Consider the following 18,973-nt stretch of genomic DNA (forward strand, 5'->3'; position numbering starts at 1 on the left):
AAAGTGCTCATCTTTAATCCATCAGACTAGTAATTTTAACTACTTCATTCCAGCCTACTTAGTGCAGTTGATTTTGCCCAAAGCTAAACTTCTCTAAAAGTGAATGTAAAACATCAAAAATTCCCTTATTTTTACTCAAAACACAACCAATGGCTATTAAAGACGAATTCTTAAAACATATTGAGAGCGGTTACGCTACCAAAGGCGATTATATTGTAATGGGAGCAGCAATGCTAGATGAAGAAGCCATTACCAACGCACATGTAAAGATTCCTTTAAAGACCTTGAACCGTCACGGACTTATTGCCGGAGCAACGGGAACGGGTAAAACCAAAACACTTCAGGTACTAGCTGAAAATCTATCCGACAAAGGAATTCCTGTATTATTGATGGATTTAAAAGGAGATTTAAGTGGTTTAGCACAACCTAGTCCCGGTCATCCAAAAATAGATGAACGCCATGCTAAGATTGGCCTTCCTTTTGAAGCTAAAGCTTTTCCGGTAGAAATCCTTTCGCTTTCTGAACAAGACGGCGTTAAGCTTAGAGCTACGGTATCCGAATTTGGCCCAGTACTTTTATCTCGTATTCTAGACCTTACCGAAACTCAAGAAGGTATTGTTTCCGTTGTCTTTAAATATTGCGATGACAATAAACTTCCGCTTTTAGATTTAAAAGATTTCAAAAAAGTACTACAATACGCTACCGGTACCGGCAAAGCAGAATTCACAAAACACTATGGTAGAATTTCTACCAGTTCTACGGGAACCATTCTAAGAAAAATAATAGAACTTGAACAACAAGGAGCCGATTTATTTTTTGGTGAAAAATCGTTTGATGTAGAGGATTTAACCAGAATTGATGAGAATGGAAAAGGATATATCAATATTTTAAGATTGACCGATATCCAAGACCGTCCAAAACTCTTTTCTACATTTATGTTAAGCCTATTGGCGGAGATATACAGTACTTTTCCTGAGCAAGGCGATAGTGATAGACCTGAATTAATTCTATTTATAGACGAAGCTCACCTTATTTTTAACGAAGCTTCAAAAGCATTGTTAGACCAAATTGAAAGTATTGTAAAGTTGATACGTTCAAAAGGTATTGGTATTTATTTTGTTACTCAAAACCCTGCCGATGTGCCTAACGCCGTACTTTCTCAATTAGGTCTTAAAGTACAACACGCGCTTCGTGCTTTTACCGCAAGAGATCGAAAAGCAATAAAACTTACAGCTGAAAATTATCCTATTTCTGAATACTATGATACCAAAGAAGTATTAACTTCCTTAGGTATTGGCGAAGCTCTTATTTCTGCTTTAGATGAAAAAGGACGCCCCACGCCGTTAGCTGCTACTTTGTTACGTGCACCTATGAGCCGAATGGATGTTTTGACAGATAGCGAGTTAAAGTCCGTGATAAAAAACTCTAGTTTAGTTAAGAAGTACGGTGAGGTTATAGACCGCGAAAGTGCCTATGAAATTCTAAACGAGAAAATAGAAAAGGCTGAAACCGCAGCTGCAAAAGAAAAGGACAAACCTAAAACTACATCCAGAAGGAGAAGCACCAGTACTAGACAAAACCCCATTATAAAAGTATTGACCAGTGCCACTTTTATTCGTGGTGTTTTAGGAGTTCTAAAAAAAGTAATGCGATAAATTAAAAAACGTAGTTTTCAGATTAAAACAAATAATTTACAAAAGTACATGAAAAGTATACTAGTTAGTATTTGCCTAATCGTTTGCCTCGCAAGTTGTAATGAAGAAAAAGACACCTCTTTTTCTATTATCAAAGATCGTGTAGGTAAATTGGACCGCATTAGTTTGGTGCGTGACCTAAAGATTATTTACGAAAACGATTCTATTGTAAAGGACAGCACCAGCACCAACAGTGCTAACAATAGTAAAAAAGTAAAAGTTTTTGAAAAAGGAGGGAAAGCGCTATTGACCCTTACCCCAAATTCAGATAGTATACCAACTATTGAGAATATTCGTATTGAAGACACTCGCTTTACTACAGAAAAAGGAGTTGGTTTGGGTAGCACATTTAAAGATATAAAAGACAATTACACCATTAGGAAAGTAATTACTTCAATGAACAATGTGGTAATTCTTTTAAAAGATAGTGATGTTTATTTTACCATCAGCAAAGAACAGCTTCCCTCTAGTTTACGTTACGCAACAAGTGTAAATATTGAAGCGGTTCAGATTCCCGATGATGCTAAAATTAAATATATGATGGTAGCTTGGGATTAAACTCCTTTGTAATTACTGATAGCCAAATTTGAAACCGTACCATGAATACACTTCTGCAATACATCTTGGTACAACGGGCTAAAGCCAAGCTTAAAGGCAAAAAAGCAATTGCCAAAAGGCAGCTGGTTAAAGAAGTTAGATACGGACAAGTAGAATTTGTCCATGCTATCAAAGAGATACTTTTTATAGCCATTGGTGTTGGTGCGGCAGGATTTGGCCTCAAAGGCTTTTTATTACCCAATCATTTTATTGACGGCGGAGCAACAGGTGTATCGTTATTGATTCAGGTAAAATCGAATATACCCTTGGGTGTTTTACTCTTATTGGTAAATATTCCTTTTGTACTTCTCGGGGCCAAAACCATCAGTAAGAAATTTGCTTTAAAGAGCATTTTTGCCATTGTAGCACTAGCCATTGTAGTCCATTTTGTCCCCTACCCTATTATCACAAGTGACAAGCTTTTGATAGCCGTTTTTGGCGGATTCTTTTTAGGTCTCGGTATTGGTATGGCCATGCGTGGTGGTAGTGTTATAGATGGCACAGAAGTCTTAGCTATTTACCTCAGCAGAAAATGGCACTTGACCATTGGAGATGTACTTCTTCTCATTAATATTGTGATTTTTTCAGCTGGTGCTTATCTATTAAGTATAGAAACTGCCCTATATGCCATCCTCACATATCTAGTGGCTGCTAAAACGGTGAACTACGTGGTTGATGGCGTGGAAGAATATATTGGTGTGACCGTAATTTCACCCAAAAATGAAGAAATACGCATCATGCTTACCGAAAAAATGGGCCGAGCTTGTACGGTTTACAATGGTAAAGGAGGATATGCTAAAGATGGAATTGCCCGTATTACAACAGACATTATTTACACTGTAATGACTCGTTTGGAATTGGCCAGATTAAGCACCGAAATTGATAAGATAGATAAAAACGCCTTTATTGTTATGGGCGTTGTTAAAGATATTAAAGGAGGGATGATCAAAAAGAAGCCCTTAAAATAGTTCAGTAAAACTTATGCGTAAATCAATTAACAAATTACTTCCTAAAGTCTTTGGACGATATTTTAATATGTTGGCTAGGGTATCTAAAAAAAAGGCGGCAAAAAAAGCTTTTTATGTTTTCTGTACGGTGAGAAAAGGAAAAGTTCTTCCCAACCAAAAAGAATACCTGGACAAAGCTAAAAACGGAACTATTGAAGTTAAAGAGCATACTTTACAAACCTACCATTGGCCGGGCAGTAAAGAGACTGTACTCCTAGTTCACGGGTGGGAAAGCAATACTTTCAGGTGGCGCAACCTAATTACCAAACTTCAGGAGGCGGATTATAATATTATAGCTTTTGATGCTCCTGCCCATGGGTATTCTTCTGGTAAATACTTAAACGTTCCCTTATATTCAGATGGTGTACAAGCAATGATTGATAAGAATGCCCCAAAGTATTTGATTGGGCATTCCGTGGGGGGTATGACATTAATGTACAACGAGTTTTATCATAAAAATGAAGGCGTTGAAAAAATGGTAACTATTGGTTCTCCTTCAGAATTTTATGAAATAATGGACCACTACCAGAGACTGCTTGATTTTAATGATACGGTTCGTGAGGCACTCGAAGCCTTTGTCCTAAATCGTTTTGGCTTTACAGTCAAAGAATTTTCATCCTCTCGCTTTGCGAAAACAAATACAAAGAAAGGATTACTGTTTCATGATGAGTTAGATAAGTTAGCTCCTTTTCATGCCTCGGAAGCTGTTCATTCTTATTGGAATGACAGCACATTTATTCGCACTAAAGGTCTTGGACACTCTATGCATCAAGAACATATAAATGATCAAATTGTAGATTTTTTGAACAACTAAAATAGAAATTATGCAAGCCGTTACCCCCTTTCATATCGCCATACCCGTTCATAACTTAGACGAATGCCGCACATTCTATAGAGAAATATTAAACTGTGAAGAAGGCCGAAGTAGTGACCATTGGGTAGACTTTAATTTATTCGGACACCAATTGGTTATTCACTACAAACCTAAAACACAAACTGAAGACCTCCATAGCAATCCGGTAGACGGAAAAAATGTTCCCGTACCGCATTATGGTGTTGTTTTACCTTGGGATGTATTTGATTCTTTTTTCAAAGAGCTTAAAAATAAAGGTGTAGCGTTCGTAATAGAGCCCTACGTAAGGTTTGCAGGTCAAACCGGTGAACAAGCAACTATGTTCTTTTTGGACCCAGCAGGTAACGCCTTAGAGTTTAAGGCATTTAAAGACATGGGGCAATTGTTTGCCAAGTAGCAATCAATTCTATCGATTTAAAAAACTAGTCGCTCTTCGACTGCGCTCAGAGCGACTAGTTTTTTATTATTTCTTATTGTGACCACTCCGTAGGCTTTCTTACCCAACGGTGCTTTTGTAATTCCTCAACTAACTCTTTTGGCAATATTTTTCCATCGCTTGTAGAGGTATTGGCTAAAACATTACGCTCCTTTCGCATGCCAGGAATAGTCGTACCAACGGTCTTGTTCTCTAAAATAAAACGCAATGCCATCTCTGCCATAGTCATACCTTCTGGAATTAAGGGTCGCAAGGCATCAGCATGATCCACACTAGAGTTTAGGTTTTCAGGTACAAAATATGTACCACGCCAATCTCCTTCAGGAAATGTTGTTTCTTTAGTTAAATTGCCCGTCAATGTTCCTTCATCAAAAGGTACCCGCGCAATTACGGCAATATCCAACTCCTCACATAAAGGAAAAAGTACGTCTGTAGGGTTCTGGTCAAAAACATTATAAATAACCTGTACCGCATCTATCAAGCCTGTTTTGAGAGCTTCAATACCATTTTCAGGTTCCCAGCGATTAACACTGATACCCATGGCGCCAATTTTTCCTGCTTTCTTTAAATCCTCAATAGCACGTTGCCATTCTTCACGTCTGGACCAACCGTCATCCCATGTATGAAACTGCATCAAATCGATACGTTCCATACCCAAATTGGTCAACGTTTTTTCAGTGTATTCTATGATATGATTTGTTGGGTAGGAATCCTCAAATTTGTATTCCGGCTTTGCTGGCCAGTTAAAATTTTTAGGTGGAATCTTACTTGCTGAGTAGAGTTTTGTTTTAGGGTGCCTACGGATGAGTTCTCCTAATAATTCTTCACTATGCCCTTCTCCATAACCCCAAGCGGTATCAAAAAAATTGACTCCGTTTTCAACGGCCAGGTCAAGCGACTTTGCAGACTGCTTATCGTCAGACTCTGTCCAACCGGCCATTCCCCACATTCCATAGCCTACCTCACTTACTTGCCAACCCGTTCTTCCGAATTTTCTATATATCATTTTACTATAATTTTTGTGGAAATCTAATGTGGTTTACAAAACACATCTTCGTTTTAAAGCAAAAGGACTGTATAGTGAATTTCGTTTCTAGATAATTTATCCAGTTTCAAAAAATACGATACAGACCTAGCTTTTGTACTTATAACTTTCTAGAAATCGCGATAATCACCACCTAAGAACTGATTAGCTTCCTCTTCGGTAAACTTGGCAGTTTCGGCATTGTAATGCAATGTTTTATTTGGAAAACGACCAGCAATGACACCCAATAGAATAGTTTCGGTCAAGCGTCCCGCATAGGAGAAAGGAGCTGTAGTCTGTCCCTTTCCTAAACAAGCATCCACAAATTGATGGTAATGTTTTGGACCTTCCGAGTCATAATTACGAATAGGTTCTCCCAAGTTATTAGCCTTGGAAACCTCAGCTATTTCTTTGGAAATATCTACATACTTACCTTTTACAATTTTCTGCGGTAATTGCATGAAATGCGGCAAAAGCAAACGACCTTTCTTACCAATAAACATAGCTCCTTGACTAGGTAATTCCCCAGCTCCCGCCATTCCGGCATCAAGAGATATTTTATCTTTTACACTACCGTCTTTATCCTGCTTTCCACCCGAAGTCTTTCCTCCAGGTAAGATTAAGTCTTCATGTTTTGGTGGCATTCCCGGACCATCGTACCAAACCCACTTAAGGTTTTTAGTGGTGAATTCCGTTCCTGGAAACTCATAGGTTACGGTATTATTTTCAGGAAATCCAAATCCGTTAGACTTGCGACAGTCATTTTTAATAGTCAATGGAACGTCTAAGTTTAGTGCATTATAAGGAGTGTCAAAAATATGCACGCCCATGTCCCCTAAAGTACCACAACCGTAATCCATAACTTTTCTCCAATTTCCGGGATGGTAATATCCCTCTTTATAAGGGCGCTCCTTAGATGTACCCAACCAAAGATTCCAATCTAATTGATCAGGCACTGGGTCTTCTCCTTGAGGCTCTTCTCCATTATATCCCCAAGATTTTGGTGACCAAGCATGTACTGTATGTACTTTACCAATAATACCAGATTGAATTAAAAGTGTAGCTAAACGATAATCATAGAACGAATGAACTTGAATACCCATTTGAGTCACCAAATTCTTTTCTTTGGCAACCTTCATCATTTTTCGAGATTCATCAACGTAATGCGTCAATGGTTTTTGGCAATAAACCGGTTTGTTCATCTCCATAGCCATTAAAGACGCTGGTGCGTGTGTATGATCAGGCGTCGAAACTATTACTGCATCTATTTCATCTCCCATTTCATTAAGCATGGTGCGATAATCAAAGAACACTCTTGCTCCCGGGTGTAATTTATGTGCTTTTGATAAGTTGACGGAATCAACATCGCATAACGCAACAACATCTACGGCGTTGTGAGAAGAAATAGCACTAAGATCTTCCGCTCCCATATTACCTACACCTATATGCGCCGTACGAAGCTTTTTTCCTTTTTGAAAAGCCCATGCCGCATTAGGCAATAAGGCAAATGACGATACAGCCGCAGCACTTTTTAGAAATTCTCTTTTATTCATTTTTCAAGTAGTTTGGATTATTGCTGTTGTTCTAAATTTTTATAATTGTTTGATTTTCACATTCTTTAGCCAAATTGGACTATCATGATCTTGAAAACCGATATATCCCTTTTTAAAAAAGCCGTACTTAGGAGAATCTTTCCACTTTCCTTTGCTTTTTCGTTCTTCCCAATCTTCTGACCATGGAACGAAAGACAATAGTTTTTTTCCGTTGAGCCAGTGCTCTACATTTTCTGGAGTAAAGATGATGCGAGACGTATTCCACTCTCCTGCTGGCTTCACTATCTTTTGGCTTATATCTGGCAAATGCATGGCGTAATCTGCACCTGTTTTCTGCCATTCCTTTAATTTGGCATTATTTATTTCTTCCCATTTCAGGTCGTCTAACATCTGGTATTCAGGTGAAATTTCAGGAATTCCCCAGTCACCTTCCTGAATATGATACAACAGACCACTATTACCTCCTTCTGGAATTTTCCATTCCCAAGCCAATTCAAAATTGTCAAATTCTTGTGCAGCGTAAATAATATCTTTTCCGCCTTTACGGTTTTCCTCAGTTCTTTTCTCGGTATCAAATGTCAAAACTCCATCCTCAATTACCCATTGCGGCGGTAAGTCATCTCCATTATAAGCTCTCCAGCCTTCAGTAGTTGTCCCATCAAAAAGATAAATCCATTCTTCATTGGCTTCATCATTACTAGTAGCCTCAGCATTTACTTTAGCTATTTCTTTTTGTTTGGTTTCATTTTTACATGAAATTAAGGCTACCGAGATGGATAGGATTAAGGCTAGTTTTTTCATTAAAAGCTGTTAATTTAAGTTCTAGTATTACTGCACTATCTAAGCCTAACATGATTTTAATTAGGGAACGAAACATGCCCTTTCCTTACTTCGCCGTAAGGCATAAGCGCTATTTTTTCAACTCCTCAAAAAAAATACTAGCAGACAAATTGTAAACGAATGGAGAAGGTAGCCAATTTACATGAGTTGACCAAGCGTATTTATTGCGGGTTATTCGCTCGAATAGAAGCAATAGACAGGAACAACAAAAATACCAACCCTAAATAACCGAGCAGTCTATACGACCCAAAAGTGCTAAAGCAAAGACTAAAAATAGGCGGTGCGAGTGCACTGGCCAATATTAAAAATGACATAACCTTACCTGTAATGGCTCCTAGGTGGGTACGTCCAAAAAAACGAGGCCAAACAATAGCGTTAAGAACTGCAAAAAAGCCTCCTAGAACACCAAAACCTCCAATTAATAAAGGAATACCGAAAGAAGATGATAAAAATAAAAATCCGACTGAAGCCATAATTCCACCTAAAATCATCAAATATAAATAGAGCTTCAAATGTAAGTAATCACTCAAAAAATTGAAAATTAATGAAATTGTTACTGCAACAACCGATGCTGGCAAAAAAATTGAAATAGCATCATCTTTAGAAAAGCCTTCACTAGCAAAAACGGAAACCACGTGAAAAGTAAGACCGGTAATAAAAAAGCTATTAAAAGCTAGTATGAGTCCGTACATCCAAAAAGCTCTAGTTTCTCTTGCTTCTTTGGCCGTGTATTGCTTTGCTACGGGATTTTTAATGGATTCTTCTTCATCCTCTAAAACTTCGCCATCCGGCAACAGACCATGTTCTTCTGGCTTATTCTTATAGAATTGCAAGATAAATAAAGAGAAAATCACTAATGCAACCGCCAAAATTTGCCAGGTAACTTGCCAACTATATCCTTCTATTAAAGCATTAACCCAAAGTGGTGAAGACGAAAAACCAAATGAAATAGCTACACTACTAATGGCATTTACTTTCCCTCGGTTTTTATCGAACCAAATCATAATAACATTTCTGGACGCCATAGTAAGCACCCCTTGACCCGAAAACCTAAGTACAAAAAAAAGAGCCGCCATTATCACAAAAGGAATAAGCCATGTATCCAAGTTCAGCATGGTTTTTACAAACTCACTCATTTGCACGGACCAAGAACACAACATAAGCGCTACCGACAGTGTAATTGCCGCAAAAAATGCCACGTACCGTGCTCCATATTTATCAAACCAAACTCCTGCGCGACCAATAACCAATGAACTGCAGATCGTACCGATCATATAGGCATTGCTGAACTGGTTTCGGCTTAAGCCAAGTGCATCTTTTACCGGGTCGGTGAATACGGACACTCCTATAGTTTGTCCCGGAATACTGAAATAAATACCAATGGTACCAACTACAAGAATTACATAGCCATAAAAAACTGGACTTTTGGCAGGATCTACGAAGGAAAATCGGTTATTGCTTGACATCTATGAAAGGAAAGCTGCAAAAATACCAGTTTTGCCAGAGCCACTGTATTTTTAAAGGTAAAGATTATAAGAAATCTATACGGAAGTGCAGTTTTGAACGTTATTGGTAAACTAAATCTTTTAGAAATTTACATATGAGAAAATTCGCAGCCGTACTGTTCGTCCTCACTGTAATCATAATTTTGAGCAGCTGTAGTATTGATGATAGCAATGATATAGAAGTTATAAAACCTGGAGATACCGTAATTACAGGACAAGTTTTACAAAAGCAATTCCTGAAGTAAAATACGGTTTTCGTCTGCTGTAACTAATCACCAAATATAATGGTGAAAGTACTTCCTTCATTAACTTTACTGGTTACGTTTATAGTACCACCAAGGCTTGTAACGTGACTATGCACTAAATACAATCCAACTCCTTTACTGTCTTTGGTACCATGGAATCTTTGATTTAAATTGAAGATAAGATGCCCTACCTTTTCCATATCAAAGCCTAATCCGTTGTCCGTAAACGTAAACGTTTTTTTACCGTTTGTTTCACCCGAGGTAATTTGTATCTCAGGAAAAACATCTGGTCTAGCGTATTTGATTGAGTTGGTTATGAGGTTAAGAAAAATACTCTCCATGTAGGTGGAATTAAACCGAACACTTTCCATAGCTGAAAAGTCCAAAGAAAATTTAACTTGGGAATCTTTAATCAAGGAGCTTATAGAACCATTTATTTTTTCAAAAACTTCCTTAAAGAATACCTCTTCTACCCCAACACTATCGCCCTCATTTTCTTTTAAAGCATCTACATAAGAATTTAAAGAAGTTTTAAGTCCTTCCGCAGACAGTTTTATATACTCTAGTATTTTTTCATTCTCTTCTTCACCGTTGTCTTTATTACCCAAAATATCTGCTAGATATAGTAAATTATTCACAGGAGACCTTAAATCATGAGAGGTGGTATAATTCAGCTGTTTAAGCTGTTCATTTATTTTAGAAAGCTGAGCTACATGTGAAACACGTTCGGACTCCAGGTTCTTTTTATGAGTAATATTCTTTGCAATAGCATATATCAATTGTTTATCCGGCATAGGAATAGACGTCCAATGCAGCCACACCAACTCTCCGGATTTACAGACATACCTATTTTCAAAGTCCAACAAAGGCTTACTATTAATTAGACTTTTTCTGTGAGAAGCTGTCAGACAACGGTCTTCTTCATAAATAAAATCACAGATAAGTGTGGAAAAAAGCTCCTCCTTTGAGTACCCTAATAGTTTTACAAATGCTGGATTAATTTTACGGAAGTAGCCATCATACCCTGCGACACATAAATAATCCATTGAAAGATCGAAGAATGGATCTAATTGAATATTCGTCGGAACGAGTGCTTCCTGCTGCATATGGTGTAGGTTGGTTACAAAATCTAACGCAGAATAACGTGATATTGTTGTGCTCCAAATGAAGTAAATGATTACAAATCAAAAGTCTATAAAAAATAGCCTTAGAAAGAATCAATTATCAAACACAAAAGCCTACTATAAGCTAATAAAATTACTTGGAATTACTATTTCTCTCCCTAGCTAAAAGTGTATTTTTCAACAACATAGCAATAGTCATTGGACCAACACCACCGGGAACTGGAGTAATAAATGAAGCTTTCTTGCTAACAGACTCAAAATCAACATCACCAGTAATATAATAACCTTTTGCTTTAGTTTCATCAGAAACCCTGGTAATACCTACATCAATAATAACAGCACCTTCTTTGACCATATCGGCCTTTAAAAATTCAGGCACTCCTAATGCAGATACAATAATATCTGCCTGTAAGGTAAGCTCTTTAATATTTTTTGTCCTACTGTGCGCAAGAGTAACGGTACAGTTTGCCGCTTCTCCCTTCTGGCTCAATAAAATACTTATTGGTCTACCTACAATATGGCTACGACCTATAACCACGGCATGTTTACCTTGCGTATCTACTTTATAACGCTTTAAAAGCTCCATAATACCAAATGGCGTAGCAGAGATGAATGTCTCCATATCCAACGCCATTTTCCCAAAGTTAGCTGGATGGAATCCGTCTACATCTTTATCTGGGTCAACGGCCATTAAGACCTTTTCCTCATCAATATGTTTTGGCAATGGAAGTTGCACGATATAACCGTCAATATCTGCATCTGCATTAAGTTCGTGAACTTTTTTCAGCAGTTCTTCTTCAGTAGTTTCACTAGGTAAGTGAATCAAAGTAGATTCAAAACCTATTTTCTTACAAGAACGTACTTTACTGCCAACATAAGTTAAACTAGCACCGTCATTACCAACGAGAACAGCTGCAAGGTGAGGAACTTTCTCCCCTCGTTCTTTCATGTTAGCTACCTCAATAGTAATTTCGTCCTTTATCTCGTTGGAAACTTTTTTTCCGTCTAGTAGTATCATAGTATTCGGTTACGGTCTAATCTGGTCTTGTAATTCTCTTTGTAATTCCGGCTTTATTTCATGCCTTTCATGTTCCCCATCATCTGCATCATCTTTTTACCGCCGCCGCCTTGCATCATCTTCATCATCTTGCTCATTTGGTCAAACTGCTTCATAAGCTGATTCACTTCCTGCACTTCTCTACCACTTCCTTTAGCTATTCGCTTTTTACGGCTCACATTCAATTTAGAAGGGTTTGAGCGCTCATCTGGCGTCATACTATGAATTATAGCTTCAATATGTTTGAAAGCATCATCATCAATATCCAAACCTTTTAGCGCTTTTCCGGCGCCAGGTATCATCCCCATCAAATCTTTGATGTTACCCATCTTTTTGATTTGTTGTATCTGAGAAAGAAAATCATCAAAACCGAATTTATTCTTGGCTATTTTCTTTTGGATCTTACGAGCTTCCTCTTCATCAAACTGCTCTTGGGCTCTTTCCACTAAAGAGATAACATCACCCATGCCCAAAATACGTTCAGCCATACGTGAAGGATGGAAAACGTCTATAGCTTCCATCTTTTCACCTGTACCGATGAACTTGATAGGCTTATCTACTACCGATTTAATTGAAATGGCAGCTCCACCACGGGTATCACCGTCTAATTTGGTAAGTACAACCCCGTCAAAATTTAAAATATCATTAAAGGCTTTAGCTGTATTAACAGCATCTTGACCCGTCATTGAATCTACTACGAAAAGTGTTTCTTGAGGTTGGATGACTTTATGAATCTCAGAGATTTCATTCATCATCTCCGTATCAACAGCCAAACGACCCGCGGTATCTATAATAACCACGTTGTACCCTTCTGCTTTTGCTTTGGCAACACCAGCTTGAGCAATCTTTACAGGATTCTTCTCGTCCCGGTCAGAATATACCTCAACACCAATCTGCTCACCAACTACGTGCAACTGATCTATTGCCGCAGGACGATACACATCACAAGCTACTAGTAAAGGTTTCTTTGATTTTTTTGTCTTAAGAAAGTTGGCCAATTTACCTGAAAAGGTAGTTTTACCCGAACCTTGAAGACCTGACATTAAAATTATAGAAGGAGTTCCAGAGAGGTTAATACCTTCTGTCTCGCCACCCATAAGCTCCGTAAGCTCATCTTTGACAATCTTTACCATCAACTGGCCCGGTTGCAATGCAGTCAATACATCCTGACCCAAAGCTTTTTCCTTAACCCTGTTGGTAAACTCTTTTGCTATTCTGAAGTTAACATCGGCATCCAATAAAGCCCTACGAACTTCTTTGGTAGTCTCAGCAACGTTAATTTCCGTTATCTGCCCTTGTCCCCGTAGGGTATGGAGGGCTTTATCTAGCTTTTCACTTAAATTATCAAACATCGTCTTAATTGCTTTTGAAGAAAGGCAAATTTAATAATAACTGAGGGAAAGAACGGGGCGTAAAGAAAAAAATATAATATCACAAAAAAAGCACCCATCTTTCGATGGGTGCTCTTAAAAAATCTGTGGGGCAAAATAGGTATCTGGTTACACTAAACTTCAGTTTTCAAAAGCTAATTGCAAACCTTAGTTAAAACAACAACTTCTTCATTTCTTTTTATTTTCATGTCTTCTTCTCCACATTCAAGGACCTGCCATTCGCCAATATAATTAGCTAGACTTCTATTAAGGCCGCTGAATGTTAACATATTTTCTTCTATTGTCCAACTTCCCTCATCAACCACTTTTCCTTTGGAATCATAAACGAGCAGACGTTTTTCTGCAAATTCTACTAATAAGTCTTCAAAGAATTCTCCTTTTTCATCGGACATTCTCCAACTGCAAACACTTAATCTATTTTCAATAATTTCTGCATCGCATACGATTGGTTGGTAATCACAATCTTTTTCCAACACCATAGAATTATCCTCTACGAACATTTTAATCTTACCTTCTTTTATTTCATAGACCTTCCAGGTGTCATTAAACTCAACAGCAACTTCAAAATCTAATTTTAACACAACTCTATAATCTTCAATAGCCGTACTCCACTTACCTTCTGTGTTATACCCGTTTCTACCGTAAGAAGTAACTTTTCCACCTTCCTCAAAAGAAAGTGCGTACGTATCATAATACTCAGATTGATCTGTGCTTTGCATTTGTACTTTCACAAGATCCCATGGGCATTGTACTAAAACGCTATCTAATTCTTCTTGTGTAAAATCGTCATCATTATAGTCGTTATCATCATCCTCATCACAGGCATCCTTCGCTTGACTCAAAATATCGGAAAGCTCAGTATTCGTGTTCGCAATAACCTCTGTACTATCTTTATATTTTAGGGTAATAGGAAAATCAAAACTTACAAGATCACTCTCTTCAAGACCTGCAAAGAATCTTCTCAACTCTACATCATGCTCTACTAATACAGATGCCGTTTGCTGAAAGTTAGGATTATAGGTAAACACGGTTGCAGGATATACGACATCAATACATTCTATATCTGCATCAATACCACCTTCAACACATTCTAAAGCTGTTTTTTGTAAATCTTCTTTAGTACTAATAGTAACCTCAGTATAATCTGCCATGGTCACTGTAACAGGAAAAACAATATCCATAGTACTCTCAAAATCTTCTACATCATCTAAAATCTCTTCTAAAACCTGCAGGCCATCCATAGAATCTATAGTTAACTCTACGCCATTTGCCACAACTTTATATGGAAACTGAATATCAAAACAACTTGCGCCATCTACAATATTATCATAAGAACCATCATTGGATACCGTTTCTTTCATTAGTTCCAAAGCAGTAGAATCAAAAGATAAAGTTTGCTCCTCATCTATTGTTTCTACAAACGGCTCTTCGTCCTGACACGAGGTCAATGCCATTAGCAAGGCCAGTAGGAAAGCCACCAATGAAAATTTAAAACACTTCTTCATACCGATTTGGAATTTATGGATACTTCAAACCTGAAACAACCAATAATTAAAATACCCTACTTGCCCAGATTCGATTTTTTCAAATACCTTTGAAAAAAATCACCTAATTGGAAACCAAAAATACAGGCAATGTTTGCGAAGAGCAAGTCTTTGATACTATTTTCAAAGCTAATTCTAAAACGGTTTTCAACTATATATATTATAAGTTCGGGAATGAGGAGAAAGCCCATGACGCTGTTCAAGAGGCTTTTGTTAAACTTTGGGAGAATTGTGCCAAGGTTTCACCTCCAAAAGCCAAATCATACGTATACACGGTTGCCAATAATTTGTACTTAAATGTGATAAAAGCAGAAAAAGTACGTTTAAAGTATGCAGATAAGACCCTGAAGGTCACCCATGAGTCCCCAGATTTCATAATGGAAGAGGAAGAGTTCAAACAAAAATTGAACCGAGCCCTAGATAGTTTACCTGAAAACCAACGGACCACTTTTCTATTGAATCGTATTGATGGAAAAAAATATGCCGAGATAGCCGAAATGGAAGAGGTTAGTGTAAAAGCTATTGAAAAAAGAATGCACTTAGCCTTGAAATCGCTCAGGGAAAAGATTGAAGGAATTTAATAAGTATTAGCCGGGTTAATCAGTTTTAACTGATCCACTTTAATATCTATTGTACAAAAAGTAGGGTATTTACGTAATGAATTGTTACTAAGGCATAAAGGTAGAATTGATGCAAGAAAATCACTTAGCAAAATGGCTAAATAATAACCTCACCGAGGCTGAGCTCGCAGAATTTAAAAAATCTGATGAGTATGCTTCCTATGAGCGTATTATTGCCGCTTCAGACCAGCTTAAAGCACCTGACTTTAATGCGGATGAAGCTCTTACAGCTATAAAGAACCAACGCACCCTGCAAGATACCAAGGTTGTGCAATTGCATCCTTTCAAGAAATTTATCCGAATTGCAGCGGCAGCAGCCGTAATTATATTCGGCTCTTATTTTTACCTGAATAATTTAGACGAAAATATAGTTACTGAATACGCCGAAAGTAAAGAAGTAATTCTTCCTGATAATTCAAAAGTACGCTTGAATGCTGATTCTAAACTTTCTTATAGCGAACGAAAGTGGAGTAAGGAACGTAACGTAGAACTAAAAGGTGAAGCCTTTTTTAAAGTAGCCAAAGGCAAGCGTTTTACTGTTGCTACAGATGCTGGCAAGGTTGCCGTTCTGGGTACACAATTTAATGTAGAAAACAGAAAAGGATTTTTTGAAGTCACCTGTTTTGAAGGTTTGGTAAGCGTTACTTTTAACGGTAAAGAAACTAAACTACCAGCTGGCACTTCTTTTATAGTTATAGACGGTAAAATTACAGAAGCACCGGCACCTCAAACTCAGCAACCATCTTGGTTAAATAACGAAAGTACATTTAAAAGTGTGCCTCTAAAATATGTTCTTGCTGAACTAGAAAGACAACACAATATTACTGTAGAAACGCAAGACATAGACACAGAACAATTATTTACAGGAACTTTTAGTAATACGGATAGGGATATTGCGTTAAAGAGCATAAGTGCCCCTTCGCAAATAAAGTTTAAATTTGAGGGCAGCAAAGTGCTCTTCTATGGCGATAAAAATCCGTAAACTTCTTTTTTTTATTGCTGGCTTTACGTGTTTTCTAACTTCACATGATGCCATGGCGCAAACTGGCGAAAAGATAGCTCTGTCTACTTTTTTACAACAGCTTGAACAGGAATTTGACATCAAATTCTCATATGCAGATGATGAAATACAAGGCCTGGAAATTTACAGCCCACAGGAGACTTCATTATCAAATATCTTAGATGATATTGAGAACCAAACCCAAGTTGAGTTAGAAAAACTCAATGAGCGGTACTATACCCTTACCAAAAGTAATTTCGTATCTATTTGCGCAACGGTTCTAGATAACTTTAAGATGAACACGTTATATGGTGCTAGTGTAAAAATCTTGGGAACCAACTTAGCTACAATTATTGATGAAAATGGCACATTTTCACTAAGCAATGTCCCTAGAAATGCCTCCATACAAATTAAACATTTAGGTTATAAAACCTTATTCATAAGTGCAGACGAGCTTATTAAAAAAGAGCCGTGTACAACCCTTTTACTTGCTCAGTTTTACCAGCAATTAGAAGAGGTAGTTGTTTACGAATTCTTGACCAAAGGATTAATAAAACAATTAGACGGTAGTATTGAAATGAACAGTGAAGAATTTGGTATTTTACCCGGCTTAATAGAGCCCGATGTACTACAGACCGTTCAGGCGTTACCCGGTATAGAAAGTACGGACGAAACCGTTTCCAATATAAATATTCGTGGAGGAAGCAATGACCAGAACCTCATCTTATGGGATGGCATAAAAATGTATCAATCTGGACACTTTTTTGGTTTAATTTCTGCTTTTAACCCTTACTTGACGGACAAGGTAACTTTGATAAAAAATGGCACAGGAAGTCAATATGGCGATGGCGTTAGTGGCGTAATAGATATGCATACCAAGGATGATATTGCAGATACTTTTTTTGCCGGCGCAGGCTTCAACCTTATTGGTGGTGACGTTTATGGACATCTACCGGTTACTGATAAAATCGGTGTTCAATTTTCGGCTAGGCGCTCTCTTACCGACTTAATTGACACTCCTACTTACGACAAGTTCTTTACCCGTGTTTTTGACGATAGCCAAGTAGCACAAGAAGGAAATTTCTATTTCTACGATTTTACAGGAAAGCTGTTATATGATATCAATGAAAAACAAAAATTTCGCTTCAGTTTTATCAACATCAATAACCTATTGGATTACACAGAGCGGGATATGGATGACAATAGCGAAATACAAAGTGCTTTAAACCAAACGAACCTATCTTTTGGCACCAGTCTAAAAAGCAACTGGACTAAAAAATTCACTACTTTTCTAAATCTGTACCACACCCAGTATAAATTAGATGCCCAGAATACTTCTGGTAATGCAGAACAAATTCTATTTCAGAATAATGAAGTTCAAGAAACAGCTCTAAAACTGAATACCAATTACATACCAAACGACAATTTTAACTGGCTTAACGGGTATCAATTTACGGATACGGGTATTGCCAATGAAACATCTGTAACACAACCTCCTTTTGAGAGCAATGCAAGGAACGTTATTAAAAGTCACGCTCTTTTCTCTGAGCTTACTTTTACGTCAACTAATAAAAAAGTTTATGCCAGAGGCGGTCTACGTTTAAATTATTTAGAAAACCCGGGTACGTTTAGAGAGTATATTTTAGAGCCTAGATTGAGTTTCAACTACGCCTTTACAAGACATTTAAAAATTCAGGCATTGGGTGAATTTAAAAGTCAAGCTACCAATCAAGTAATTGATTTGGAACAGAATTTTTTGGGTATTGAAAAACGACGTTGGATAGTATCGGACGGTGAGAACTTGCCTATTACCAAGAGCAAACAAGGCTCAATAGGCATCAACTATGACCACCAAAACTTTTATATAGGCCTAGAAGCTTTTTATAAAGAAGTAGATGGCATTAGCACTTCTACCCAAGGCTTTCAGAATCAGAATCAGTTTAATGGTGAAATTGGAAAGTACGATGTAAAAGGTGTTGAATTTTTAATCAATAAAAAGACAGAGGATTATAGTATTTGGGCCAGCTACACTTACAACTTAAACAATTACAATTTCTCTGAAGTTGTGCCACCTAATTTCCCGAACAACTTAGATATAAGGCATGCCGCTACGTTTGCAGGAACCTATACTTTGGAAAATATTAAATTTGGAATTGGCCTCAACTATCGCGCAGGAAAACCTTATACGGAGCCTCAAACAGACGAGCCATTAAACACAACCTTTTTTCCAAATAGAATAAACTACCAAGAGCCTAATAGTAGTCGATTACCGGAATATTTAAGAGCCGATGCTTCCGCAATCTACAATTTCAACATTAACGAAAAATTGAAGGCGTCTGCAGGTATTTCTGTTTTGAATTTTACAAGTCGAAAAAATATTCTAAACAGTTATTATCGACTGAATGAAAGTAATGAGATAGAAAAAGTAGAAACTATTTCTTTAGGCCTCACTCCTAACTTAAGTTTCAGAGTTCGATTTTAAA

General features: G+C 37.4%; 17 protein-coding genes. 9 read left to right on the forward strand and 8 right to left on the reverse strand.

The genetic code is table 11. The features are described from left to right. Nucleotides 1-149: 149 nt before the first annotated feature. From HW347_RS13740 to HW347_RS13760, 5 genes are read left to right on the forward strand one after another with little or no spacing between them, the layout of a single operon-like run. Nucleotides 150-1,655, forward strand: coding sequence for a helicase HerA-like domain-containing protein (locus HW347_RS13740; protein ID WP_155594627.1), 1,506 nt, complete (start codon nucleotides 150-152; stop codon nucleotides 1,653-1,655). A gap of 48 nt (nucleotides 1,656-1,703) precedes the next feature. Continuing rightward, nucleotides 1,704-2,252, forward strand: a complete 549-nt coding sequence (locus HW347_RS13745; RefSeq protein WP_214612387.1) for a hypothetical protein — start codon at nucleotides 1,704-1,706, stop codon at nucleotides 2,250-2,252. 41 nt (nucleotides 2,253-2,293) lie between these two features. Then, nucleotides 2,294-3,259, forward strand: a complete 966-nt coding sequence (locus tag HW347_RS13750; RefSeq protein WP_214612388.1) for a YitT family protein — start codon at nucleotides 2,294-2,296, stop codon at nucleotides 3,257-3,259. Between the two features lie 13 nt (nucleotides 3,260-3,272). Beyond that, nucleotides 3,273-4,112 (forward strand): alpha/beta fold hydrolase, encoded by an 840-nt coding sequence (locus tag HW347_RS13755; RefSeq protein ID WP_214612389.1) that lies wholly within the window; start codon nucleotides 3,273-3,275, stop codon nucleotides 4,110-4,112. A 10-nt stretch (nucleotides 4,113-4,122) separates the two neighbouring features. Beyond that, the gene (locus tag HW347_RS13760; RefSeq protein WP_214612390.1) at nucleotides 4,123-4,548 is read left to right on the forward strand and encodes a VOC family protein; all 426 of its coding nucleotides are present in this window, start codon (nucleotides 4,123-4,125) and stop codon (nucleotides 4,546-4,548) included. A 73-nt stretch (nucleotides 4,549-4,621) separates the two neighbouring features. Here the strand turns inward: HW347_RS13760 and HW347_RS13765 are convergent, their stop codons facing one another. The 4 genes from HW347_RS13765 to HW347_RS13780 all read right to left on the reverse strand — a co-directional run bounded on the left by HW347_RS13765 (nucleotide 4,622) and on the right by HW347_RS13780 (nucleotide 9,470). Next, complete coding sequence (locus HW347_RS13765; protein WP_214612391.1) at nucleotides 4,622-5,593, reverse strand: aldo/keto reductase; 972 nt, start codon at nucleotides 5,591-5,593, stop codon at nucleotides 4,622-4,624. 149 nt (nucleotides 5,594-5,742) lie between these two features. Continuing rightward, nucleotides 5,743-7,164, reverse strand: coding sequence for a Gfo/Idh/MocA family protein (locus HW347_RS13770; protein ID WP_214612392.1), 1,422 nt, complete (start codon nucleotides 7,162-7,164; stop codon nucleotides 5,743-5,745). 39 nt (nucleotides 7,165-7,203) lie between these two features. Then, on the reverse strand, nucleotides 7,204-7,965 hold the full coding sequence (locus HW347_RS13775; RefSeq protein ID WP_214612393.1) for a 3-keto-disaccharide hydrolase: 762 nt from the start codon (nucleotides 7,963-7,965) through the stop codon (nucleotides 7,204-7,206). Nucleotides 7,966-8,165: 200 nt separating this feature from the next. Further along, nucleotides 8,166-9,470: an MFS transporter gene (locus tag HW347_RS13780; RefSeq protein ID WP_214612394.1), complete on the reverse strand. Its 1,305-nt coding sequence runs from the start codon at nucleotides 9,468-9,470 to the stop codon at nucleotides 8,166-8,168. Between the two features lie 134 nt (nucleotides 9,471-9,604). Here HW347_RS13780 and HW347_RS13785 point away from each other — a divergent pair, with 134 nt between their 5' ends. Further along, entirely contained in the window at nucleotides 9,605-9,754 is a 150-nt protein-coding gene (locus HW347_RS13785; RefSeq protein WP_155594636.1) for a hypothetical protein, read from the forward strand. A gap of 23 nt (nucleotides 9,755-9,777) precedes the next feature. Here the strand turns inward: HW347_RS13785 and HW347_RS13790 are convergent, their stop codons facing one another. From HW347_RS13790 to HW347_RS13805, 4 genes are all read right to left on the reverse strand, one after another. Next, a complete protein-coding gene (locus HW347_RS13790) occupies nucleotides 9,778-10,860 on the reverse strand; it encodes a PAS domain-containing sensor histidine kinase (protein WP_214612395.1) in 1,083 nt (360 codons plus the stop codon). Nucleotides 10,861-11,011: 151 nt separating this feature from the next. After that, nucleotides 11,012-11,896 (reverse strand): bifunctional methylenetetrahydrofolate dehydrogenase/methenyltetrahydrofolate cyclohydrolase FolD, encoded by an 885-nt coding sequence (gene folD, locus HW347_RS13795; protein WP_155594638.1) that lies wholly within the window; start codon nucleotides 11,894-11,896, stop codon nucleotides 11,012-11,014. Nucleotides 11,897-11,949: 53 nt separating this feature from the next. Further along, on the reverse strand, nucleotides 11,950-13,287 hold the full coding sequence (ffh, locus tag HW347_RS13800) for a signal recognition particle protein (protein WP_214612396.1): 1,338 nt from the start codon (nucleotides 13,285-13,287) through the stop codon (nucleotides 11,950-11,952). A 173-nt stretch (nucleotides 13,288-13,460) separates the two neighbouring features. Beyond that, the gene (locus HW347_RS13805; protein ID WP_214612397.1) at nucleotides 13,461-14,831 is read right to left on the reverse strand and encodes a hypothetical protein; all 1,371 of its coding nucleotides are present in this window, start codon (nucleotides 14,829-14,831) and stop codon (nucleotides 13,461-13,463) included. Nucleotides 14,832-14,938: 107 nt separating this feature from the next. On the opposite strand from HW347_RS13805, the gene HW347_RS13810 reads away from it, so the two are divergent. From HW347_RS13810 to HW347_RS13820, 3 genes are all read left to right on the forward strand, one after another. Then, the gene (locus HW347_RS13810; RefSeq protein ID WP_214612398.1) at nucleotides 14,939-15,451 is read left to right on the forward strand and encodes an RNA polymerase sigma factor; all 513 of its coding nucleotides are present in this window, start codon (nucleotides 14,939-14,941) and stop codon (nucleotides 15,449-15,451) included. Between the two features lie 109 nt (nucleotides 15,452-15,560). Next, nucleotides 15,561-16,472, forward strand: coding sequence for a FecR family protein (locus tag HW347_RS13815; RefSeq protein ID WP_214612399.1), 912 nt, complete (start codon nucleotides 15,561-15,563; stop codon nucleotides 16,470-16,472). Further along, complete coding sequence (locus tag HW347_RS13820) at nucleotides 16,453-18,972, forward strand: TonB-dependent receptor (protein WP_214612400.1); 2,520 nt, start codon at nucleotides 16,453-16,455, stop codon at nucleotides 18,970-18,972. The genes HW347_RS13815 and HW347_RS13820 overlap by 20 nt, the downstream gene beginning before the upstream one ends. Nucleotide 18,973 lies beyond the last annotated feature (1 nt).

Origin of the sequence: Zobellia barbeyronii (assembly GCF_018603515.1) — a bacterium.
Taxonomy (GTDB): Bacteria; Bacteroidota; Bacteroidia; order Flavobacteriales; family Flavobacteriaceae; genus Zobellia; species Zobellia barbeyronii.